This window comes from Agrococcus sp. UYP33 (genome assembly GCF_054060915.1).
Window position 1 is genome coordinate 1,913,303 of record NZ_JBSSDR010000001.1, and the last position, 23,320, is coordinate 1,936,622.

Annotated in this window: 20 protein-coding genes; 17 read left to right on the forward strand and 3 right to left on the reverse strand. The window is 73.4% G+C overall.

Annotated elements, in window-relative coordinates; translation table 11 throughout:
* The first annotated feature begins 46 nt into the window (after positions 1-46).
* From ACVWW9_RS09400 to ACVWW9_RS09440, 9 genes are all read left to right on the forward strand, one after another.
* Positions 47-481 (forward strand): type IV pilin protein, encoded by a 435-nt coding sequence (locus tag ACVWW9_RS09400; RefSeq protein WP_456515276.1) that lies wholly within the window; start codon positions 47-49, stop codon positions 479-481.
* Positions 482-554: 73 nt separating this feature from the next.
* Entirely contained in the window at positions 555-1,883 is a 1,329-nt protein-coding gene (locus ACVWW9_RS09405; protein ID WP_456515277.1) for a carboxypeptidase regulatory-like domain-containing protein, read from the forward strand.
* A complete protein-coding gene (locus tag ACVWW9_RS09410; protein ID WP_456515278.1) occupies positions 1,880-2,569 on the forward strand; it encodes a PulJ/GspJ family protein in 690 nt (229 codons plus the stop codon). The genes ACVWW9_RS09405 and ACVWW9_RS09410 overlap by 4 nt, the downstream gene beginning before the upstream one ends.
* Positions 2,569-4,242 (forward strand): hypothetical protein, encoded by a 1,674-nt coding sequence (locus ACVWW9_RS09415; RefSeq protein ID WP_456515279.1) that lies wholly within the window; start codon positions 2,569-2,571, stop codon positions 4,240-4,242. The genes ACVWW9_RS09410 and ACVWW9_RS09415 overlap by 1 nt, the downstream gene beginning before the upstream one ends.
* Positions 4,239-5,069, forward strand: coding sequence for a prepilin peptidase (locus tag ACVWW9_RS09420; RefSeq protein ID WP_456515280.1), 831 nt, complete (start codon positions 4,239-4,241; stop codon positions 5,067-5,069). Before ACVWW9_RS09415 ends, ACVWW9_RS09420 begins: the two co-directional genes overlap by 4 nt.
* A 10-nt stretch (positions 5,070-5,079) precedes the next feature.
* Positions 5,080-6,111: a type IV pilus assembly protein PilM gene (pilM, locus tag ACVWW9_RS09425; RefSeq protein ID WP_456515281.1), complete on the forward strand. Its 1,032-nt coding sequence runs from the start codon at positions 5,080-5,082 to the stop codon at positions 6,109-6,111.
* Positions 6,108-6,860 carry a hypothetical protein gene (locus tag ACVWW9_RS09430; protein ID WP_456515282.1) on the forward strand — a complete coding sequence of 251 codons (753 nt, stop codon included), beginning with the start codon at positions 6,108-6,110 and terminating at the stop codon, positions 6,858-6,860. Before pilM ends, ACVWW9_RS09430 begins: the two co-directional genes overlap by 4 nt.
* A complete protein-coding gene (locus tag ACVWW9_RS09435) occupies positions 6,857-7,585 on the forward strand; it encodes a hypothetical protein (protein ID WP_456515283.1) in 729 nt (242 codons plus the stop codon). The genes ACVWW9_RS09430 and ACVWW9_RS09435 overlap by 4 nt, the downstream gene beginning before the upstream one ends.
* Positions 7,586-7,617: 32 nt before the next feature.
* A complete protein-coding gene (locus ACVWW9_RS09440; protein ID WP_456515284.1) occupies positions 7,618-8,409 on the forward strand; it encodes a transglutaminase-like domain-containing protein in 792 nt (263 codons plus the stop codon).
* 41 nt (positions 8,410-8,450) lie between these two features.
* On the opposite strand, the gene ACVWW9_RS09445 is transcribed toward ACVWW9_RS09440, so the two are convergent.
* Positions 8,451-9,062: a hypothetical protein gene (locus tag ACVWW9_RS09445; protein ID WP_354255481.1), complete on the reverse strand. Its 612-nt coding sequence runs from the start codon at positions 9,060-9,062 to the stop codon at positions 8,451-8,453.
* Between the two features lie 62 nt (positions 9,063-9,124).
* Between ACVWW9_RS09445 and argS the strand changes: the two genes are divergently transcribed.
* Positions 9,125-10,783 carry an arginine--tRNA ligase gene (gene argS / locus ACVWW9_RS09450; protein ID WP_456515285.1) on the forward strand — a complete coding sequence of 553 codons (1,659 nt, stop codon included), beginning with the start codon at positions 9,125-9,127 and terminating at the stop codon, positions 10,781-10,783.
* Between the two features lie 543 nt (positions 10,784-11,326).
* On the opposite strand, the gene ACVWW9_RS09455 is transcribed toward argS, so the two are convergent.
* Both ACVWW9_RS09455 and ACVWW9_RS09460 read right to left on the reverse strand, forming a co-directional pair.
* Positions 11,327-13,048, reverse strand: a complete 1,722-nt coding sequence (locus ACVWW9_RS09455; RefSeq protein ID WP_456515286.1) for an FAD-dependent oxidoreductase — start codon at positions 13,046-13,048, stop codon at positions 11,327-11,329.
* A gap of 97 nt (positions 13,049-13,145) precedes the next feature.
* Positions 13,146-13,796: a DNA-3-methyladenine glycosylase gene (locus ACVWW9_RS09460; protein WP_354255473.1), complete on the reverse strand. Its 651-nt coding sequence runs from the start codon at positions 13,794-13,796 to the stop codon at positions 13,146-13,148.
* A gap of 180 nt (positions 13,797-13,976) precedes the next feature.
* Between ACVWW9_RS09460 and lysA the strand changes: the two genes are divergently transcribed.
* From lysA to ACVWW9_RS09495, 7 genes are all read left to right on the forward strand, one after another.
* Positions 13,977-15,365 (forward strand): diaminopimelate decarboxylase, encoded by a 1,389-nt coding sequence (gene lysA, locus ACVWW9_RS09465; RefSeq protein WP_456515287.1) that lies wholly within the window; start codon positions 13,977-13,979, stop codon positions 15,363-15,365.
* Positions 15,362-16,654, forward strand: a complete 1,293-nt coding sequence (locus tag ACVWW9_RS09470; RefSeq protein WP_354255467.1) for a homoserine dehydrogenase — start codon at positions 15,362-15,364, stop codon at positions 16,652-16,654. The genes lysA and ACVWW9_RS09470 overlap by 4 nt, the downstream gene beginning before the upstream one ends.
* A 9-nt stretch (positions 16,655-16,663) precedes the next feature.
* Positions 16,664-17,734, forward strand: coding sequence for a threonine synthase (gene thrC / locus ACVWW9_RS09475; RefSeq protein ID WP_456515288.1), 1,071 nt, complete (start codon positions 16,664-16,666; stop codon positions 17,732-17,734).
* Positions 17,731-18,696, forward strand: coding sequence for a homoserine kinase (gene thrB / locus ACVWW9_RS09480; protein ID WP_456515289.1), 966 nt, complete (start codon positions 17,731-17,733; stop codon positions 18,694-18,696). The genes thrC and thrB overlap by 4 nt, the downstream gene beginning before the upstream one ends.
* A gap of 141 nt (positions 18,697-18,837) precedes the next feature.
* Positions 18,838-20,955: a transcription termination factor Rho gene (rho, locus tag ACVWW9_RS09485; RefSeq protein WP_456515290.1), complete on the forward strand. Its 2,118-nt coding sequence runs from the start codon at positions 18,838-18,840 to the stop codon at positions 20,953-20,955.
* Position 20,956: 1 nt separating this feature from the next.
* Positions 20,957-22,036 (forward strand): peptide chain release factor 1, encoded by a 1,080-nt coding sequence (prfA, locus tag ACVWW9_RS09490; protein WP_123697430.1) that lies wholly within the window; start codon positions 20,957-20,959, stop codon positions 22,034-22,036.
* A 4-nt stretch (positions 22,037-22,040) separates the two neighbouring features.
* Positions 22,041-23,282, forward strand: coding sequence for an MFS transporter (locus tag ACVWW9_RS09495; RefSeq protein ID WP_456515291.1), 1,242 nt, complete (start codon positions 22,041-22,043; stop codon positions 23,280-23,282).
* Positions 23,283-23,320: the final 38 nt, after the last annotated feature.

Consider the following 23,320-nt stretch of genomic DNA (forward strand, 5'->3'; position numbering starts at 1 on the left):
CCACACGTACCCCTTGCCCCAACCCCAACCCCAGAAGGACAGAACCATGCAGAACCTCCTCCGCGCTCTCGGCGACCGCCGCATCGCGCTCAAGGACGGCAAGCAGTCGCAGCGAGGCTTCACCCTCGTCGAGCTGCTCGTCGTGGTCATCATCATCGGCATCCTCGCCGGCATCGCCATCCCGGTCTTCCTCAACCAGCGGGAGAGCGCCTGGCGTGCCGAGGTCGAGTCCGACCTCAAGAACGCCGCGCTCGCAGCGGAGACTGTCGCCGTGTCCAACGGCGGCAGCTACGCCACCGTCACGGACGCGACGCTCACCGCGGAGGGCTTCCAGGAGTCGAGCGCCGCTTCGACGCTGGTGGTCACCTCGGCAGACGTCGATGGCTTCGTCCTCACCATCACGAACACGGACCTCGGTCAGAGCCTGGCCTACAACAGCGAGGCCGGCGGCATCCAGACGTGGTCGGCAGTGACTCCGTAGTTCCCGCACTCGGACGTGGCCGCGGCGGTTCCCCGCCGCGGCCACATCCCGTCAGAGCAGAGAGGAGAACATCATGCGCAGCATTCGCGCGCGACTTCGCGTCGCCAGCGGCGACGAGGGCATGACGCTCATCGAGGTCATGGTCGCGATGTTCGTGTTCGCGATCCTCTCGACCATGGTGCTCTCCTCCATGCTCCAGATCATCACCGTCAACCGCAGCTCCGAGGCGCAGCACGTCGCCGCGAACCTCGCGGCCGCCGAGGTCGAGCTGGCGCACGACAGCCCCGACCTCTTCACCCTCCTCGACGGCTCGCGGACTGTGGCCGTCAACGGCACGACGTTCACCGTCACGCGCGACACCGGCTGGGTCAGCGACGCCGCCGACGCCACCGCGTGCGGCACGGGCGGTGGCAGCCTCCGCTTCAAGCGCGTGAACGTCACCGTGACGTGGAGCGGGATGCCCGCGACCATGGACCCCGTGCGCGCCGACACCCTCGTCGACCCCGCCCAGCGGCTCAACGACCCGGCCAAGGGCACGGTGCTCGTCTCGATCCGAGACGCCCAGGGCAACGGTGTCGCAGGCGCCACGGTCGCCCTCACGCCGACGGCCGAGGGGGCGGCGACGCCCAGCAGGACCACCGACGCCGAGGGCTGCGCGTACTTCCTGCAGGTGACGCGCGGCACCTACGAGGTCAGCGTCTCGAAGACCAACTACATCGGCGTCACCCTCGACCCCACGCCCCGGCAGCGCGACGTCAGCGTCGCGGCCGGCACCACCTCGAGCATCGGGTTCCAGTACGACGAGCGCGCCACGCTCACCGCGACCGTCGCGGGCAGCGCCAACCCCGTGCGGCTACCGCGGAACCTGCCGCTGACGCTCATCAGCACCTATGGCGTCACCCCCGTGACGCTCACCGGCACGACGTCGTTCACGACGACGGCGTCGACGACCTTCACCGTGCGGGTGCACCCACGGGTGACGTACCGCCTGCTCGCCGGCAACTACGGCCGCGAGACCGGTGCCGACTGCACCTCCGCCGATCCCACGGCGTGGCCGGAGGAGACGGTGCTGGGCATCGGCCTCGCCGCGGGCGTCGCGCCGGAGCTCAGCATGGACCCGGGTGGCACGGCGACCGTCGACATCCCGATGGGCCTCGTGCGCATCAGTGCTCGCGCCACGGACCTCCGCGCGACGCCCGCACCGGGCGTCGGCACTCCGCTGTGCGCCGCGACCTTCGTCCACACCTTCGGCGATGTCGCGGCCAACGGCACGATCGCCCTGCCCTTCGGCACCTGGAAGCTCACGAACGGCGCGACCGGCGCCGTCGTCGCGACCGTCGTCTCGCGCGGCACGGCCGTCGGCAACACTGTCACGCTCGATCCCCGGCAGGTCGCGGGATGACCGCGATCTCCGACCGCGAGCGCGGCCTCACGCTCATCGAGATGCTCGTCGCCATCTCCCTGTTCGCGATCGTCTCCACGCTCATCACGACGCTCGTCGTCACGGTCTCCCAGAGCTTCTCGCGCGAAGCCTCGGAGCAGGACAGCACGCGCACGGCGGTGCTCGGCATGCAGCAGATCAGCCGGGTCATCCGCAGCGGCACGGAGGTGCCGGTCTCGACGAGCTGGCAGGCGCTGCCCGCCTTCGAGAGCGCCCGCGCCGACTCCATGATCCTCAACGGATACCTCGACACCCCGTCCACGGCGACCGGCCCCACCCGCGTCTCGCTCGCGGTCAACGCTGCCGGCGAGCTGGTCGAGACCCGCTTCCCGTCGACTCGATCGGGCGGCGACTGGGTGTTCGCGACGACGCCGAACCGCACCCGTGTCGTCGTGCGCGATGTCGCGCCCCGCGGCACGCCGCTCGCGACCGGCACGTCGCCCGCCCTCTTCACCTACCTCAAGGCCGACGGCACCGCGCTCACGATCCCCTCTACCGGCGCGCTCACCGAGACGCAGCGGCGCGAGATCGTCGCCGTCCGCGTCTCGCTCGTCGTCCAGACCGCGGCCAGCGACGATGCGGCACCGGCGCAGCTGCTGAGCACCGTCGGCATCCCCAACCTCAACCTCACGAGAGGCGGGCTGTGATGCGCCGGCACCTGCGCACCATGATCGAGCAGCGCGATCGCGGCGCCGCCCTCATCCTCGTGATCGGCATCGGCGCGCTCGTCACCGCGTTGCTCACCACCGCGATCGTGATCGCGGTCTCGGGTGCACGGCACGCGCGCGACGACGCGGACTGGCAGGGCGCGCTCTCGGCCGCCTACGCCGGGGTCGAAGAGTACCAGAGCCGCCTCGCCGCCGACCCGGGCTACCTGCGCTACGGCAACGCATCCTCGCCCTTCACCGCCAGCAGCACGGTCATCGCCGACGCGACGAACGCCGCGTTCGGCATCGGCGCCGCCGGCACGTGGGCGAGCGTCCCGGGCAGCGCCGGCACGGCGGAGTTCCGGTACGAGATCGACATCAGCACCTTCGACAGCGACGGCACCATCCGTCTGCGCTCCACCGGCCGCGTCGGCGACGAGACTCGCACGGTCGTCGCCGACCTCCGGCAGGCGGGCTTCCTCAACTACCTCTACTTCACCGACTACGAGATCGAGGATCCGGCGCTCAACGGGCAGCCGGACTCGTGCGTGCGCTACGCGTGGGCGGGCCGCCTGGCGAGCTGCGGCGCGACGATCGTCTTCTCGGGCGGCGACCAGATCCGCGGCCAGGTGCACTCGAACGACGTGATCCACGCGTGCGACGCGACGTTCTACGGGCCGGTCTCGACGGCGTACAACCCGCCCACCGGTGAGCGGTACGTGCGCTCGGGCAGCGGCTGCAACCCCGACTTCCGGGTGAAGGATCCCGCGCGCGGCAACTCGCCGGCGCTGCTCGGCGTGCTCGGGATGCCGGAGACGAACTCCGAGATCCGCACGGACGCGCTCGACGGCGGCTGCCTCTACACCGGTCCGACGACGGTCACGCTCAACTCGAACGGCACCATGACGGTGCGGTCGCCGTGGACGAAGGTCACGCGGCCCGGCGCCGCGGTGCCGGTGCCGACCGCGTGCGGCCGCGTGGGGACCGCGTCGGGCCAGCTCGGCCACAGCGCCGGTGCCACGATCCCCGTCCCCAACGGCGGCGCGGTCTTCGTGCAGAACGTGCCCACCTCGACGACCGATCCGAACGGCTGGCGGTCGAACCAGGCGCCCCACACCTGCCCGACCAACGGCAACGGCGTCGGGTACCCGACCTCGGGCGAGACGGTGCCCGCCGCCATCGACGGCACCGCCGCGTACGGCTGCCGCAACGGCGACCTCTTCATCCAGGGCCGGCTGCAGGGCCAGGTCACGTTCGCCACCGAGAACTACCTCTACGTGGTCGGCAACACGACCTACGTCGACCGCGACCGCGACATGCTCGGCCTCATCGGCCAGGGGATGGTGTGGGTGCGCAACCCGCGCATCAACAGCTACGTCGACTCGCCGAACCGGACGATCGACGCGGCGATCCTGTCGCTGCACAGCTTCGCCGTGCAGAACACCGACAAGACGGGCGACCGCAACGGCACGCTGACGGTGCGCGGGTCGATCGCGCAGAGCTTCCGCGGCATCGTCGCCCAGAGCAGCGGCTACATCAAGGACTACCAGTACGACGCGCGCCTGCGGTTCCGCTCCCCGCCGCACTTCCTCTCGCCGGTGACGACGGCCTACGGCGTGACGACGTGGATCGAGACGTCTCCGGCGATGGACGCGACCGGGGGGTACCGATGATGGCCGCGGTCGCCGGGTCGCTCGTCGGCGGCTTCGGGCTGCTCATCGGCTCGTTCCTCAACGTGGTGATCTTCCGGGTGCCGGCCGGTCGCTCGATCGTCAGCCCGCCGAGCGCGTGCGGCGGCTGCGGTGCGCGCATCCGCCCGATCGACAACGTGCCCGTGCTCAGCTGGCTGTGGCTCGGCGGCCGGTGCCGCGACTGCAAGGTGCGCATCTCGGCGCGCTACCCGTTCGTCGAGCTGCTCACCGGCGTCGTCTTCGCCGCCATCGTGCTGCGCTTCGCGCCGTGGGAGGCGCTCGACGGCTCGGTACCGCAGATCGTGGGCGCCCTCGCCGAGACCGTCGCCTTCCTCGTGCTCGCCGCGGTGGGCGTGGCGCTCGCCTGGATCGACCTCGACACCCAGCGACTGCCCGATGCGATCGTGCTGCCGGCCTACCCGGTCGTCGGCGCGCTGCTGCTCGTGGCGGCGGCGACGACGGGGGAGTGGGGATCGCTCCTGCGCGCGGCTGCCGGCGGCGCCATCCTCTTCGCCGCGTACTTCGCGATGGCCTTCGCCTACCCGCAGGGCATGGGCCTCGGCGACGTCAAGCTCGCCGGGGTGCTCGGCATGGCGCTCGGCTGGCTGGGCTGGGGCGAGCTCGCGGTCGGCGCGTTCGGCGCCTTCCTGCTCGGCGGCCTCTTCGCGATCGCCCTCGTGGTCGCGCGGCGCGCAGGACGGGGCAGCGGCATCCCGTTCGGCCCCTGGATGCTCGGGGGCGCGGCGCTCGCCGTGCTCGCCGGCGAACCCATCTGGCACAGCTACCTGCGCCTCGTGGGACTGGAGTGAGGATCGACTGATGGCAAGCATCGTGGGACTGGACATCGGCGCGACCGCCGTGCGGGCCGCCGAGGTGATCGTCACGCGCAAGGGCACGACCCTCACGCGGTACCACTCGGTCGCGCTGCCGCCCGGCGCGATGCAGCGCGGCGAGGTCGTCGAGCCGCATCACGTGACGGCGGCGCTGAAGACGCTGTGGAAGCGTGGACGGTTCTCGACCCGCAAGGTCGTGCTCGGCATCGGCAACGACCGCGTGCTCGCGCGTGAGCTGACCGTGCCGAACGCGCCGCTCGCGATGATCCGCGAGGCGCTGCCGTTCCAGGTGCACGACATGCTCCCGGTGCCCACGCCCGAGGCGATCCTCGACTTCTACCCGGTCGCCGACGCCGGGCACGGCCAGGTGCAGGGGCTGCTCGTCGCCGCCGTCAAGGAGGGCGTGCTCGCGACCATCGACGCCGTGCGCAAGGCGCGGCTCGAGCCCATCACGGTCGACTTCATCCCGTTCGCCCTCAGCCGCGCGCTGCTGCGACGGGGTCAGGAGCAGGGCGCGACCGCGGTCGTCGACGTCGGTGCGCACACCACCACGGTCGTGATCGCCTGGGAGGGGGTGCCGCACTTCGTGCGCATCATCCCGTCGGGCGGCGATGAGATCACCCACACGCTGCACTCGCGGCTCGGCATCGAGCGGCATGTCGCCGAGGACGCCAAGCGCGCGCTCGGGCTCGGCTTCGGCGGCTTCCCGGCGAACGACGAGCCGATCATCGAGATCATCCGCGAGGTGACCGGCGAGCTCGTCACCGGCGTGCGCAACACGGTGACGTACTTCGAGACCTCGCGGCCTGACCTGCCGGTGCGGCGCGTGCTGCTCACCGGTGACGGCGCGACCCTCGGCGGCCTCTCCGGGGCGCTCAGCGAGGTGCTGCGGCTGCCCGTCGAGTGGGGCGACCCGTTCGGCACCGTCACGGTGCGGCCGCGCGAGCGCGAGCGCGCCTCCAACGAGGGCAACCGAGCAGTCGTGGCCGTCGGCCTGGCGATGCGGAGGGCAGCATGAAGGTCTTCGGGATCACGGTCGGCGGCAGCACCGACAGCGCGCCGCTCGAGCTCGGCGCGCATCCCGCCGTCGACCTCCTCCCCCCGGAGGTGGGCCTCGCGCGGCGGAGCCGGGGCATCCGACGCGGCGTCGTCGCGATCGCCGTGCTGGTCATCGTGGGCGTCGTCGCCGGTGGCGCGGGCGCGAAGGTGCAGGCGATCGCCGCAGAGGTGGACCTGCTCATCGCGCAGGACCGCACCGCCGCGCTCATCGACCGGCAGGCGGAGTTCGCCGGTGTGCTGGCCGTGCAGGCCGAGATCGAGGAGCGCGAGGCGGCCCGCCAGGTGATCGCCAGCACCGAGATCGACTGGCAGTCGACCCTCGCGGCGATCGCCGGCACGCTGCCGGAGGATGCGACGCTCACGAGCGTCGCCGTCGAGGGCAGCTCGCCGATGCTGGCCTACGCGCAGCCCGTCGTGCCGCTGCAGGGGGCTCGCGTGGCCATGGTCACCTTCACGGTGCGCAGCCCGGCGCTGCTCTCGGTGCCCGGCATCGAGGACCAGCTCGCGAGCGTGCCCGGCTTCGTCGACGTGCAGGTGCCGAGCTCGGCCGTCGACCAGGAGGGCGTCTTCGAGACGACGTTCATCGTGCACCTCGACGAGGGCGCGTACTCGGGCCGCTACCCGGCCGACCCGGCGACGTCGGGCGAGCAGGCGACGACGGACGGGCAGTCCGCCGACGCCGACGCCGAAGGGGAGGAGAGCCGATGAACGCGAAGGACCGCCTGTGGAGCCTCGGCGCCGGACTGATCGCCATCGGTGTCGCCGCCGGTGCCTGGTTCGGCTCCATCTCGCCCGACCTGACCGCGGCCTCGACCGCTCGCGGCGACCTCGAGGTCGTCGAGCAGCAGAACCGGCTGCACGAGCTGCGCATCGTCGAGCTCGAGGAGGCGGCCGCGGGGATGAGCGAGTTCGAGGCGTCGCGCGACGAGCTGTCGCAGGGCGTGCCGGGCGAGCTGCAGTACGCCGAGTTCATCCGCCAGCTCGACGCGCTCGCGCTCGAGACCGGGGTCACGATCGTCGGTGTCACGGCCGCGGAGGCCGTCGCCTACCTCCCGCCGGTCGAGCCGGAGGGCGTGGTCGAGCCGGCGCCGGCGGAGGAGGCCGCGGCGGAGACCGACGGGTCGACCGAGTCGGAGGCGCCGACAGCATCGGATCCCGCTGCGGCTCCCGCCGAGGGCACGGTGCCCGACGTGCCGATGCCCCACACCGACCCGCTCATCGGACCCGAGAACCTCGCGGCGGTGCCCATCACGATCTCCACGACGGGCGTCGGCCCGGCCGAGCTGCAGGCCTTCCTGCAGCGGCTGCAGCTGGGCACCCGGCTCGTCTCGGTGAGCTCGGCGACCTTCGCGGCGGGCGTCGAGCCCGAGCCCTGGACATCGGACATCAGCGGCTACCTCTACGTGCTCCAGCCGGAGGCGCTGACGCCGTAGTCGGGGGACGGACTGTGGGAGGATCGAACCAAATGCGCACCGCCCATGCAGCCTTCACGATGAACCTCGTGGGCGACACCGACGTCATCCTTCTCGTGCTGCCGGCCGCCGACTACGCGTCCGACGATCGCATCTCGGTCACGGTCGACGGAGCGCCCGTCGACTGGCGCATCCTGCCCGCCGCACACGACACGAGGGAGCTCGTCTTCACCGCGCCCGCGGGCACGCTCGCCGTCGACGTGCAGACGAGCGTCGGCGGCTCGCAGCGCTCGGTCGACGAGGGCGATGCCGCGCGCTACCTCGAGGACTCGCGTTACGTCGAGGCGAGCGCGCTGCGGGGCTTCGTCGAGGAGCGGTTCGGCCGCGCGACCGGCTTCGACGCGATCGCCGCCATGCGGCAGTGGATCGCGCGCGGCTTCACCTACTCACCGTCGCTCTCGGCGATGGACGACTCCGCCGTCACGACGCTCGAGAAGCGCGGCGGCATGTGCCGCGACTACGCGCACGTCATGATCGCGCTTGCACGCGCGGCCGGCATCCCGGCGCGCTACGTCGGCGTCTACGCGCCGGGGCTGCGGCCGCCGGACTTCCACGCGGTGGCCGAGGTGCACATCGACGGGCAGTGGTGGGTCGTCGACGCGACGGGCCTCGCGCCGCGCGGCAGCCTGATCCGCATCGCGACGGGCGCGGATGCGCTCGAGACGGCGTGGGCGACGACGAGCGGCAATCCCGTGCTTCTGCAGTCGCTCACGGTCGAGGCGGCCGACGACGACCTCGCGCCGGATGCGGTCGACGACCCGGCGCAGCGCATCCAGATCGCCTAGCCCGCACCCGCGCCGAGCTCGTCGAGCGGGGGAGGTGCAGGTCAGTCGAGGTTGTCGGCGACCTGGTCGATGACGGGCTGCGCGTCCTGCGCCTGGTCGAAGTACTGCGAGGCCACCGCGACGATCGCGCCGTCCTGCGGCGAGGTCGCGACGCCCATGTCGCCGACCGCCTCGAAGGCTGGGGCCGCGAAGCCCGCGGCGTCGGTGAGCACGCCGATGAGCAGGCGGTCCATGCCGGTCACGTGCTGGTAGGCGCACACGGTGCCGCCGGCATCCGCGACGTCGTCGATCGCGCCGGGCAGCGAGCCCTCGTCGCTCGACGGCGCGAAGTTCGGGTTGAACTCGTACAGCTGGTCGGCGGTGTAGACCTCGCTGCAGTCGAGGTCGCCCGCGACCGGCGGCGTCGTCGGCAGCGCGGTGCCGGTGGGCGCGGGCGTCGGGGTCGGCGACTCGGGCTCGGACCCGGGCGTCGTCTCGGACGCGCTCGGCGTCGGCGTCGGCTGCTCGGAGGCGCTCGACGACGGCTCGGGGGCGTCGGAGGACTCGATCGGCGCGAGCGCGCCGGGCTGGCAGCCGGTGAGCGCGAGGGCCGTCGCCGCCGCCACCACGGCGACCGGGAGGAGACGGCGGAAGCGCAGGCTGGAGCTCGACATGGGGCCAGGGTACGGGCCGCCACCGGCGTCGTGGCGACGCCGCGCGGACTACGATCGACCCCATGCAGCCTTCCGATCTCTCGCTCGCCGTGCTCGCCGCCGTCCGCTCCGCGGTCGCTCGACGCACGGCCGACGTGGAGGTCGCCGAGGGCGACATCGTGCTCGAGCGCCCCCGCAACCGCGACCACGGCGACTGGGCGACGAACGCGGCGATGCGCTTCGCGAAGCGCGTCGGCGTCGCACCCCGCGAGCTCGCCGACGACGTCGCCGCGACGCTCGCCGAGGTCGACGGCATCGAGCGCGCCGACGTCGCCGGCCCCGGCTTCATCAACCTGACCATCTCGGCGGGCGCCGCGGGCGAGCTCGCCCGCACGATCGTCGAGGCTGGCGACGCCTACGGCGCCGGCACCGCGCTCGCGGGCGTGCGGATCAACCTCGAGTTCGTCTCGGCGAACCCGACCGGCCCCATCCACATGGGCGGCACCCGCTGGGCCGCGGTGGGCGACAGCCTCGGCCGCGTGCTCGAGCGCCAGGGCGCCGAGGTCACCCGCGAGTACTACTTCAACGACCACGGCGCGCAGATCGACCGATTCGCGAAGAGCCTCGTCGCCGCGTTCAAGGGCGAGCCGACGCCGGAGGACGGCTACGGCGGCGCCTACATCGCCGACATCGCCCGCCGCGTCGACGACTCCTACGACGGCGACCTGCTCGATCTCGACGACCAGACCCTGCAGGAGACGTTCCGCGAGCACGGCGTGAAGCTGATGTTCGACGAGATCCGCCACGACCTGCACGAGTTCGGGGTCGACTTCGACGTCTACTTCCACGAGCACCAGGTGCAGTCCGACGGCTCCGTCGATCGCGCGATCGAGGTGCTCCGCGAGCGCGGCCACGTCTTCGAGGAGGACGGCGCGATCTGGCTGCGCACCACGACCTTCGGCGACGACCGCGACCGCGTCGTGATCCGCTCGAACGGCCAGCCCGCGTACTTCTCCGGCGACCTCGGGTACTACCAGAACAAGCGCGACCGCGGCTTCGACGAGTGCATCATCATGCTCGGCGCCGACCACCACGGCTACGTCGGCCGCATGATGGCGATGTGCGCCGCGTTCGGCGACACCCCGCACGTGCACCTCGAGCTGATGATCGGCCAGATGGTCAACCTCATCCGCGGCGGGCAGCCGGTGCGGATGTCGAAGCGCGCCGGCACCATCGTCACGATGGAGGACCTGGTCGAGGCGGTCGGCGTCGACGCCGCCCGCTACTCGCTCGTGCGGTCGAGCGCAGACACGCCGCTCGACATCGACCTCGAGCTGCTGACGCAGCGCACGAACGACAACCCCGTCTACTACGTGCAGTACGCGCACGCGCGGATGTCGGCAGTCGCCCGGAACGCCGAGGCCGCTGGCGTCGACCGGAGCGAGTTCGACCCGTCGCTGCTGTCGCACGAGACGGAGTCGGCGCTGCTCGGCGCGCTGGCCGACTTCCCGCGCGTGCTCGCGCAGGCGGCGGAGCTGCGCGAGCCGCACCGCGTCGCGCGGTTCGCAGAGGAGCTCGCCGGGCTGTACCACCGCTGGTACGACGCGTGCCGGGTCGCGCCGCAGGGCGACGAGCCCGTCGGTGCGCTGAACCGCACGCGCCTGTGGCTGAACGACGCGACCGGCCAGGTGCTGCGCACGGCGCTCACGACGGTCGGCGTCTCGGCCCCGGAGCGGATGTAGCCGCCCTCTCACGCTGATCGAGCAGCACCGCTTCCTCTCTGCTGATCGAGCAGCACCGTCTCTTGACACGCTGATCGAGTAGCACCGCGAAGCGGCGCGTATCGAGATCAGGATGCGCTCGGCCGGGGTGGAGTCGATACGCGCGGGCCTCCGGCCCGTGCTACTCGACCAGCAGCGGATGGGGATCGAGCAGCACCGCCTCTTGACACGCTGATCGAGTAGCACCGCGGAGCGGCGCGTATCGAGATCATGACTCGCACAGTCCGGGGGTGGTCTCGATGCGCGCGGGCCTCCGGCCCGTGCTACTCGACCAGCGGCGAATGGTGATCGAGTAGCACCGCGAAGCGGCGCGTATCGAGATCAGGTCTCCGCTCGGTCAGGGTGGTCTCGATAAGCGCGGGCCTTCGGCCCGTGCTACTCGACCAGCGGCGAATGGTGATCGAGTAGCACCGCGAAGCGGCGCGTATCGAGATCATGATGCGCTCGGCCGGGGTGGTCTCGATACGCGCGGGCCTTCGGCCCGTGCTCCTCGACCAGCGCGGGTCAGCCGCCCGCGATCGGGCCGAGGTGCTTGTGCACCGACGAGATGACCACCGAGCCCTCGCCGACCGCCGAGGCGACGCGCTTCACGGAGCCGCGCCGCGCATCCCCGACGGCGAAGCAGCCCGGCACCGACGTCTCGAGCAGCGTCGGCTCCGTGCCGGGCGCCCCGAGCCACGCGCGCCGGCCGCCCTCGGCGAGCACCTCCGGCCCGGTGATCACGGAGCCCCACTGATCGCGCAGCACCTCGGGCGGCAGCCACTCGGTGTGCGGCCTGGCGCCGATGGTGATGAACACCGCGTGCGCCGGCACCTCGAACCGCTCGCGCGACCCGGTTCGCTCGAGCACCACGCGCTCGAGCCGGTCCGCGGAGGCGGCGCTCGCGTCGACCACGCGCGCGCCGGTGACGAGCCGCACGCCGGCGGCCTCGAGCTGGTCGATGAGGTAGCGCGACATGCTCGCGGCGAGCCCCTCGCCGCGCACGACGATCGAGACCGAGCCCGCGTACCGAGCGAGGTGCAGCGCCGCCTGGCCCGCGGAGTTCCCGCCGCCCACGACGAGCACGTCGCGGCCCGCCTGCGCCCGCGCCTCCACCGACGAGGCGCCGTAGAAGACGGAGGCGCCGACGAACGGCTCGAGCCCCGGCGCCGCGAGCCGCCTGTACGTGACGCCGGTGGCGAGCACGACCGACCGCGCGCGCACGGTCTCGTCGGGTGCGACGTCGAGCTCGAAGACGTCGCGGACGCGCATCCCCGTCACGCGCCGGGTGTGGCCGAACCGCGCACCGAACACCCACGCCTGCTGGTACGCCCGCTGGGCGAGCTCGGCGCCCGAGACGCCGCGCGAGAAGCCGAGGTAATTGCGGATCAGCGAGCTCGACCCCGCCTGCCCACCGATCGACTCCACCTCGAGCACGAGCGTCTCGAGCCCCTCGGACGCGGCGTAGACGGCGGCCGCGAGCCCGGCTGGCCCGGCGCCGATGACGGCCACGTCGACGACCCCCGACGGCAGCGCCGTGGTGAGCCCGTGCGCGCGAGCGAGCTCGGCATCGCTCGGATCGACCAGGATGTGCCCGGCCGGGGTGCGCACGAGCGGCACGTCGGCGGTGCCGGGCGCCGTGGCCTCCATGCCGGCCTCCGCCAGCAGTGCGATCGCGTCGGGGGAGTCGGCGGCGAGGTGGTCGGCCGGCACGCCGCTGCGGTGGAGCAGGCGGCGCAGCTCGTGCGTGCGGGGCCTCGCGCCGTCGCCGATGACCGTGAAAGCGCGATGGCGCTTGCCGACCGACGCCTCCCACTCGCGCAGGAAGTCGGTGACGGCGCGGTGGAACGACTCGTCGGGGGAGTGCGTGGGCCGCACGACGTAGTAGTCGATCTGCAGGTGCGTCATGAGCTGCAGCACCGCATCGGCGGTGCGCCGGTCGGCCCACGAGCCCCACTCGATCACGTAGCCGCGGCGCACGTCGGGGAACGCCCGCCTGGCCGCCGCGAAGACGTTGTCGTGGTCGCCTACCGGTGATGCGTCATCGGCGAGCACGAGCGCGACGTCGCCCCCGGCCGCGCGCAGCTCGTCGAGCGCGGCGACGCCGTCCGCCGGCCCCTCCGCGCTCACGATCAGGTAGTCCTGCGCGTAGCGCCGCTCGAGCGGCTCGAGGAGCGCCTCGCGCACGTCGTCATCGGCGGCGACGACCAGGATCGCGGTCGACGGGCTGGACGGGCTGGCCTCCATGGGCGCTCCTCGGGATCCGCACGCGCGCGGCGGCCGGGCCGCCTCGCGGCGAGCATAGCCCCGGCACTCCGGGCCCCTCAAGGCATGGCTTGCGGGGCTACGCGCGCCGTCGCGGCGTCGCGGGGCGGTACGCCGAGACGCTCGGCTCGCCCGGCATCCAGTAGCGCCACGGGTGGGCGATCGCGTCGCCGCCCGGGCCGCTGACGCCGACGCGCGGTCCGGTGGCATGCGGCACGGACGCGGTGGCGGGCTCGAAGGACCACGCGCCTCGCTCGGCGGGCGGAGCCGGCGGCGCATCCGAGAGCGGCGCGCCGTCGTCGGCGAGCGTCGCGCCGAGCGCCTGCGCGACGTTGCCCGGACCTCGGGCGAGCTCGCCCGTCGGCGGCGACGCGCGCCGCGCCGAGCGCCGCTCGAGGGCGAGCTCGCGCCCCTCCACGACCTCCCCGGCACGGACGAGCACACCCCAGCCGGAGCCTGCGGGCCCGGCCACGATGTTCACGGCGTGGTGCATGCCGTAGGTGAAGTAGCAGTAGACGTGCCCGCCCGGCCCGAACATCGTCGCGTTGCGCTGCGTCATCCCTCGGAAGCTGTGCGCACCGGGATCGTCGGCACCGCGGTAGGCCTCGACCTCGGTGACGCGCAGCGCCACCGCTCCCGCGGCGTCCGCGCGGCGCAGCACGCCGCCGAGCAGCAGCGGCGCGAGCTCGAGCGGGTCGCGCTCGAACCACGACGGGGGAGGAGTCGGCACGCACGCCACGGTAGGGCACGGCGCTCACAGGTCCGCCCGGGGTCGGACGGGCCGGCCGTGGCGGCAGAGCGGCCATGCGCGGCCTCATAGGATGGGGAGCAGCGCCACAAGCGCCGTCGCCGCCAGCGCTCCGAGCCCACCGGAGCGCGAGCCCCATGAACCACACACGGACGGAGTCCCGTGCCGCATCCGCTCGCCCCCCAGCTGCTCGACGCGGGCGACCCGAACGCGCTCGCCGACGGCGTCTGGCCGGCCGGCGCGGAGCGCGTCGACGGCGCTGTGCGGATCGGCGGGGCCGACCTCCGCGAGGTGGCGCAGGCGCACGGCACCCCGTTCCTGCTCGTCGACGAGGCCGTCGCGCGCGGCCGCGCACGGCGCATCCGCGAGGCGTTCGAGGCCGCGTTCGACCAGCAGGGCGTCGACGTCTACTACGCCGGCAAGGCGCTGCTGACGGCCGACGTCGCCCGCTGGATGCGCGCCGAGGGCCTGCGCATCGACGTGTGCACGGGCGGCGAGCTCGCGATCGCGCTGCGCGCCGGCGTCGAGCCCGAGGCGATCGGCTTCCACGGCAACAACAAGGGCCTCGCCGAGATCGAGGCGGGCGTCGCCGCGGGTGTCGGCACCTTCGTGCTCGACTCCGAGATCGAGGCGGAGCGCGTCGCGGCCGCCGCCGAGCGCGCGGGCCGCGTGCAGCGCGTGCGGCTCCGGATCTCCGTCGGCGTGCACGCCTCGACCCACGAGTTCCTCGCCACGAGCCACGAGGACCAGAAGTTCGGCGTGCCCGTCAGCGAGGCGCCGGCGCTCGTCGCGCGCATCCGCGAGCTGCCGAGCCTCGAGCTCGTCGGCCTCCACACGCACATCGGCTCGCAGATCTTCGACGCGAGCGGCTTCGCCGAGTCGGCGCGCCGCATGCTCGCGCTCCACGCCGAGCTGGGCGCCGACGCGCCGCTGCCCGAGCTCAACCTCGGTGGCGGCTTCGGCATCGCCTACACGGGCGCCGACCGCCCGGAGCCGATCGAGCAGATCGCGCAGTCGCTCGCGGATGCCGTGCGCGCCGCCGCCGACGAGCTCGGCGTGCCGGTGCCGCGGATCGCGATCGAGCCGGGCCGCTGGATCGTCGGCCCCGCTGGCATCACCGTGTACACGGTCGGCACCGTCAAGCCGGTGCACCTCGACGGCGGCGTCCGCACCTACGTCTCGGTCGACGGCGGGATGGGCGACAACCCGCGGCCCGCGCTCTACGGCGCGCACTACTCGGCGCGGATCGCGGATCGCGCCTCCGACGCCGCCCCGGCGCTCACCCGCGTCGCCGGCCACCACTGCGAGTCCGGCGACATCGTCGTCGACGCCGAGTGGCTGCCCGCCGACGTCGCGCCCGGCGACCTGCTCGCCGTCGCCGCGACCGGCGCCTACTGCCACTCGCTCGCCTCCAACTACAACGCGACGCCCCGCCCGCCGGTGCTCGCCGTGCGGGACGGCGCCGTGCGCGTGCTCGTGCGCCGCGAGTCGATCGACGACCTGCTCGCCCGCGACGCGGGACTCGACGCAGCGACCCCAGGAGACGCATGAACTCGTACCGCAGCCTCCGCATCGCGCTGCTCGGCGCCGGCAGCGTCGGCTCGCAGGTCGCCCGCCTGCTGCTCGAGCACGCCGACGAGCTCGCGGCCCGCGTGGGCGCGCCGCTCGAGCTCGTCGGCATCGGCGTGCGCGACGTCGACGCCCAGCGCGACGTCGACCTGCCGCGCGAGCTCATGACGAGCGACCTCGGCACGCTCGTCGCGAGCGCCGACATCGTGGTCGAGCTGCTCGGCGGCATCGAGCCGGCTCGCACCCTGCTCCTCGATGCGCTCGCCTCCGGCGCCGACGTCGTCACCGCGAACAAGGCGCTCGTCGCCGCGCACGGCCCCGAGCTCTTCCACGCCGCCGAGATCCTCGGCGCGCAGGTCGCCTACGAGGCGGCGGTCGGCGGCGCGATCCCGATCATCCGCCCGCTCGAGCAGTCGCTCGCCGGAGACCGCGTGACGCGCGTGATGGGCATCGTCAACGGCACCACGAACTTCATCCTCGACCGCATGCACACCGAGGGCTCGTCGCTCGCCGACGCGCTCCGGGTCGCGACCGAGCTCGGCTACGCCGAGGCCGACCCGACCGCCGACATCGAGGGCTTCGACGCCGCCTCGAAGGCGACGATCCTGGCGTCGCTCGCCTTCCACACCGCCGTGCCGGGCGCGCTCGTGCATCGCGAGGGCATCACCGGCATCACGGATGCGATGGTCGCCCAGGCGGAGCGCACCGGCCGGGTGCTGAAGCTCGTCGCCATCTGCGAGCGCCTGCCCGGCGAGGGCGGCGATCGCGTGTCGGCCCGCGTGCATCCCGTCTCGCTGCCCGCGACGCATCCGCTCGCCGCCGTGCGCGAGGCGAAGAACGCGATCTTCGTCACCGCGGAGGCCGCGGGCGACCTCATGTTCTACGGCGCGGGCGCCGGTGGGCCCGAGACGGCCTCCGCCGTGCTCGGCGACCTCGTCTCGATCGCCCGCCGCCACGTGCTGGGCGGACCCGGCGCGGCGTCGTCGACGCACGCCGACCTGCCGATCGCGCCCTTCGGCGACGTGCTGGCGCGCCACGAGCTCGCGCTCACCGTCGCCGACAGGCCCGGCGTGCTCGCCGCGGTCGCGGGGCTCTTCGCCGAGCACGGCGTCTCGGTCGAGTCCGTGCGGCAGGACGCCCGCGAGGCGCACGCCTCGCTCGTGCTCGGCACCCATACCGCGAGCGAGGCGCGCATCGCGTCCGTGCTCGACGCGCTCGAGGCGCACACCGACGTGGAGCGGATCGACAGCGTGATCCGACTCATCGACTAGGAGGCAGACATGGCGAACCAGTGGCAGGGCGTGCTCCGCGAGTGGGCCGACACGCTCGGCGTGACGGATGCGTCGACGGTCGTGACGCTCGGCGAGGGCGGCACCCCGCTCATCGAGTCGAGGGCGCTGTCGACCATGACCGACGCCCGCGTGCTCGTGAAGTTCGAGGGGCTCAACCCCACCGGCTCCTTCAAGGACCGCGGCATGACGGTCGCGGTCTCCCGGGCCGTCGAGCGCGGCGCGAAGGCCGTCGCGTGCGCGTCGACCGGCAACACCTCGGCGGCGGCCGCCGCCTACGCGGCCGCGGCCGGCATCCAGGCGATCGTGCTCGTGCCCGAGGGCCGCATCTCGATGGGCAAGCTCGCCCAGTCGGTCGTGCACGGCGCGCGCATCGTGCAGATCCGCGGCAACTTCGACGACTGCCTCGAGATCTCGAAGGAGCTCGCCGACCGCTACCCCGTGCACCTCGTCAACTCCGTGAACGACGACCGCATCGAGGGCCAGAAGACGGCGGCGCTCGAGATCATCGACGTGCTCGGCGACGCGCCCGACATCCACATCATGCCGGTCGGCAACGCCGGCAACATCACGAGCTACTGGCGCGGCTTCTCCGAGGCCGAGACGGCCGGCACCGCCACGCGGCGCCCGCGCATGATCGGCTTCCAGGCCGCCGGCGCCGCGCCGATCGTGCGCGGCGAGGTCGTTCGCGAGCCCGATACCGTCGCGACCGCCATCCGCATCGGCAACCCGGCCTCGTGGCAGCAGGCGCTCGCCGCCCGCGACGAGTCCGGCGGCTACATCGGCGCCATCGAGGACGCCGACATCCTGCGCGCCCAGCGGCTGCTCGCATCCTCCACCGGAGTCTTCGTCGAGCCGGCCTCGGCCATCTCGGTCGCGGGCCTGCTCGAGCGGCACGCCGCCGGCGAGATCCCCGCGGGCTCGACCGTGACGCTCACCGTCACGGGCCACGGCCTGAAGGATGCCGCGTGGGGCCTGCGGCTCGAGGACGGCTCGGACGCCACGCCCGAGTCGGCCGACGCCGACACCGCGCAGGTCGCGCAGATGCTGGGCCTCGCGTGACGGCCGCCGACGCGACCGGCGCGAACCCGGCCGGCGTGCCGGTCGGCCGTCGCGTGCACGTGCGCGTGCCGGCGACGAGCGCGAACCTCGGCCCAGGCTTCGACACGCTGGGCCTCGCGCTCAACGTGCACGACGAGCTCGAGGTCGAGGCGACCGAGTCGGGCGTGCGGGTCGACGTCACCGGCGTCGGCGCTGGCGAGGTGCCGACGGATGAGACGAACCTCGTCGCGCGCGCGCTCCTGCACGTCTTCGACCGGGTGGGCGTCGTGCCTCCGGGCATCGCCATCACGGCGACGAACAGCATCCCCCACGGCCGCGGCATGGGCTCCTCCGGCGCCGCGATCGTCGAGGGCGTGCTCGCGGCGAAGGGTCTGCTCGAGGGCGTCGTCGACGTCAGCGACGAGGACGTGCTGCGCTACGCGACCGAGCTCGAGGGCCACCCCGACAACGTCGCCCCCGCGATCTTCGGCGGCCTCACCATCGCGTGGGTCGACGAGACGGGCCCGCGCCACAAGCAGCTCGCCGTGCACCGCGGCGTCTCGCTGCTCGTCGCCGTGCCCGAGGCGACGATGTCGACCACGCTCGCTCGTAGCCTGCAGCCGACCGAGGTGCCGCACGCCGACGCCGTCTTCAACCTGTCGCGATCGGCGCTGCTCGTGGCGGCGCTGACGCAGAGCCCCGAGCTGCTGCTCGACGCCACCGAGGACCGGCTCCACCAGATCTACCGGGCGAGCGCGATGCCCGAGACGAGCGCCCTCGTCGCGGCGCTGCGAGCCGCCGGCCACGCGGCCGTCGTGTCGGGCGCCGGCCCCTCGGTGCTCGTGCTCGCGAGCGATCCGGCCGCCCGGCTGGAGGCCGCCCGCATCGTCGAGGATCGGCCCGAGGCGTGGCACGCGCGCCTGCTGGCCGTCGACATCCGCGGTGGTACAGTGGAGCCCGTCCCCAGCACTGCTGCGGCCTAGCCGCGCGAGGGGACATTCTGACTCCTCTCTCCGCATTCTGAATGCGCCCGACGTCCGCACCGCGGCCGTGAGCGCAGCGGGAGACGTGGTCCCACGCCCGCGAGCATCGCGCGCGGGCCGACATCGAAGGAGCACTCGCCCATGACGAGCGAGATCATCGACAGCATCCCGACGTCTGACGACGCCGCTGTCGCGCAGACCACCAGCCCCGACGCCTCGACGTCCGCACAGGCCGAGGCGCCCGCGCAGACCGCGCCGAAGCGCCGCTCGCGCCGCGCGACGTCGTCGTCCGTGGCCGAGCAGGCCGAGGCGCCCGCCCAGGCCGAGGCGCCCGCAGAGCCCGCCCAGGCCCAGGCTGAGCAGGCCCAGGCCGAGCAGGCTCCGGCCGACGCGCCCGCCGCGGCCCCGGCCGAGGAGGCCGCCCCCAAGCGCCGCGCACCGCGCCGGTCGAAGACCGCCGCCGCTGCCGAGGCACCTGCCGCTGAGGCGCCCGCCGCCGAGGCGGCCGAGGCACCCGCCGAGGCCGACGCCGCGCCGACCGAGGTCGCAGCGACCGACGAGGCCCCCGCTGACGAGGCGCCCGCCAAGCGCGCGCCCCGCGCCCGCTCGAGCCGCTCGCGCGCCAAGTCGGGCGCGCCGTCCGACGACCAGCCGGCACCGCAGCCCGACGCCCCGGTCGCCGAGACGACCGGTGCAGAGGCGACGGACGCGCGCGACGGCGACCGCGCCTCCGACGACCGCGCCGCCCGTGCGCGCGCCGCCGTCGTCGAGGTCACCGCCGACGAGCGCTCCGACGACCGCGACGGCGCCGATGAGCGCGGTCAGGACCAGGGCCAGGGCGACGCCCAGGGCGAGGGCCAGCGCGAGGGCGGCTCGCGCCGCCGCCGCAGCCGCGGCAAGGGCAGCCAGCAGGGCCAGGACGACCAGCCGCAGCAGGACGACGACGAGAACCGCCGCGGCCGTGGCCGCGGCCGCGGTCAGCAGGGCCAGCCGGGCAACCAGCCCCAGCAGCAGCCGCAGGCCGACGCCGACGGCTCGCGCCGCAGCCGCGGTCGCGACCGCACCCGCGGGCGCGTGCAGGGCGACGAGTTCGAGGTGCACGAGGACGACGTGCTGCTGCCCGTCGCCGGCATCCTCGACCTGCTCGACAACTACGCCTTCGTGCGCACCTCCGGCTACCTGCCCGGCTCGAACGACGTCTACGTCTCGCTCGCGCAGGTCAAGAAGCACGGCCTCCGCAAGGGCGACGCCGTCGTCGGCGCGATCAAGCAGCCGCGCGAGGGCGAGCAGCAGCAGTCGAACCGCCAGAAGTTCAACGCGCTCGTGCGCGTCGACTCGGTGAACGGCCAGTCGGTCGAGGACGCGCTCACGCGCGTCGAGTTCTCGAAGCTCACGCCGCTCTACCCGCAGGAGCGACTCCGCCTCGAGACGACGCCCAACAAGCTCTCGACCCGAGTCATCGACCTCGTGTCGCCGATCGGCAAGGGCCAGCGCGGCCTCATCGTGTCGCCGCCCAAGGCCGGCAAGACGCTCGTGATGCAGGCCATCGCGAACGCGATCGCCGAGAACAACCCCGAGGTCCACCTCATGATCGTGCTCGTCGACGAGCGCCCTGAGGAGGTCACCGACTTCCAGCGCACCGTCAAGGGCGAGGTCATCGCGTCGACCTTCGACCGGCCCGCCGAGGACCACACGATCGTCGCGGAGCTCGCGATCGAGCGTGCGAAGCGCCTCGTCGAGCTCGGCCACGACGTCGTCGTGCTGCTCGACGGCATCACCCGCCTCGGTCGCGCCTACAACCTGTCGGCACCGCCGTCGGGCCGCATCCTCTCGGGCGGCGTCGACTCGAGCGCGCTCTACCCGCCGAAGAAGTTCTTCGGCGCCGCGCGCAACATCGAGCACGGCGGCTCGCTCACGATCCTCGCGACCGCGCTCGTCGAGACCGGCTCCAAGATGGACGAGGTCATCTTCGAGGAGTTCAAGGGCACGGGCAACATGGAGCTGCGCCTCTCGCGCAACATGGCCGACAAGCGGATCTTCCCCGCCGTCGACGTCAACGCCTCCGGCACGCGCCGCGAGGAGATGCTCATGGGCGTCGAGGAGACGAAGGTCATGTGGAAGCTCCGCAGGGCGCTCGCGGGCCTCGACACCCAGCAGGCGCTCGAGCTCGTGCTCAAGCAGCTCAAGGAGACGCAGTCGAACGTCGAGTTCCTCATGAAGGTCTCGAAGTCGGTGCCCGGCCAGCACGACAAGGACTGACATGTTCGAGTCGGTCTCGGGCCTGCTTGCCGAGCACGCCGACCTCGAGCTGCAGCTCGCCGACCCGGCGCTGCACGCCGACGCTGGTCGTGCGCGCCGGGTGAACCGGCGGTACGCCGAGCTGAGCCAGATCAAGGTCGCGCACGAGCGCTGGCGCGCGGCGGTCGACGACCTCGCCGCCGCGCGCGAGCTCGCCCGCGAGGACGAGGCGTTCGCCGAGGAGGTGCCGTCGCTCGAGGCGGCGGCCCACGAGACCGAGGAGCGGCTCCGGCGGCTGCTCATCCCGCGCGACCCGGATGACGGCCGCGACGTGATCATGGAGGTCAAGGGCGGCGAGGGCGGCGAGGAGTCGGCGCTGTTCGCGGCCGACCTCGTGCGGATGTACTCGCACTACGCCTCCGCCCGCGGCTGGAAGATCGAGATGCTCGAGTCGACCGCGAGCGACATGGGCGGGTTCAAGGACGTGCAGATCGCGTTCAAGGGCTCCTCGAGCGACCCGTCCGAGGGCGTCTGGGCGTCGCTGAAGTACGAGGGCGGCGTGCACCGCGTGCAGCGCGTGCCGGCGACCGAGACGCAGGGCCGCATCCACACCTCCACCACCGGCGTGCTCGTCTTCCCCGAGGTCGACGAGCCCGAGGAGGTCGCGATCGATCAGAACGACCTCAAGATCGATGTCTACCGCTCGTCGGGCCCCGGTGGCCAGAGCGTGAACACGACCGACTCGGCGGTGCGCATCACGCACATCCCGACCGGCATCACGGTGTCGATGCAGAACGAGAAGAGCCAGCTGCAGAACCGGGAGGCCGGCATGCGCGTGCTGCGCGCCCGCCTGCTCGCGAGGCAGCAGGAGGAGCGGGATGCCGCGGCGTCCGACGCGCGGCGCAGCCAGATCCGCGGGATGGACCGGTCGGAGCGCATCCGCACCTACAACTTCCCCGAGAACCGCATCGCCGACCACCGCACGGGCTACAAGGCGTACAACCTCGACGCCGTGCTCGACGGCGCCCTGCAGCCGGTGATCGACTCGTGCATCCAGGCCGACGAGGAGGCGCAGCTCGCTGCCCTCGCGGGCGACGCCTGACCGGATGACCGACGCCGCCCGGGACCGACGCGGTCTCGGCGCGGCGTTCTGGCGCTTCTGGAGCGTCGAGGTCGCGACCGAGACGGCGATCGGGCTCGCGGTGATCGCGCTGCAGACGATGGTCGTGCTCGACCTCGGCGGCGGCGCCACCGAGGTCGGCTGGCTGTCGTCCGCGCGCTTCCTGCCCTACGTGGTGCTCGGCCTGCTGGTGGGCGCGATCGTCGAGGGGATGCGGCGCCGCACGGTGATGCTCGTGAGCGACGTGCTGCGGGCGCTCGTGCTGGGTGGCCTCGCCATCGCCTGGCTGTCCGGCGGCGGCTCGCTCTGGGTGCTGCTGCTCGCGGCCGTGCTGCTCGGCGGCGCGAGCCTCGTCAACGACGCCGCATCGCAGGCGTTCGTGCCGCGGCTCGTCGCCCGCGAGCGGCTGCTGCCCGCGCACCAGCGGCTCGATGCGGGGTCGAACGCCGCGCAATCGGCGGGACCGGCGATCTCGGGCGTCGTCATCGCATGGCTCGGCGCACCCGTCTCGCTGCTGCTCGCGGCGGGCGCGCACCTCGTCTCGGCGGTCGTGCTCGCGACGCTGCCGCCCGATGCGCGCGCACCGCGGCGCGAGCGCGGCCTCGCGCGCTCGATCCTGGACGGGCTCCGCTTCGTCCACCGGCATCCGCGGCTCGGGCCGCAGGCCCGGTGGACCCACGTGTGGTTCCTCTGCAACGGCGCCGCGATGACGCTGCTCGTGCCGCTCGTGCTCGTCGACCTCGACGCGGGGCCCGGCGGCCTGGGGCTCGCGCTCGGCGTGCTCGGCGCGGCCACGCTCGTGGGCACCGCGCTCGCCGGCGTCGTCGCCGGGCGGCTGGGCTTCGCGCGCACGATCATCCTCGAGCGGTCGCTGCTGCCCTTCGCCTGGGGGGTGGTCGCGACGGCAGCGCTGCTCGCGCTGCCGGAGGGGGGCGGGCTCGCGCTCGTGCTGACGGGTCTCGCCGCGGCCGGCGTGGCGATGGGCCTGTCGAACCCGAGCGAGATGGCGCTCCGCCAGCGCGCGACCCCTGACCGCATGCAGGCGCGCATGAACGCGACGATGCGCACCGTCAACCGCGCGATGGTCGTCGTCGCCGCCCCGCTCGCGGGCGTGCTCGGCGACGCGATCGGCGTCGGGCCGGCCCTCGCGATCGTCTGCGGCGGCTTCGCGATCGCGGCGATCGGCCTCGCGGCGTCGCCGATCGCCCGCGGTCGCACGGCACGCTAGCAGGTGGTGCGGCTCGACCGGCCCCCGTTCCGCAGAGA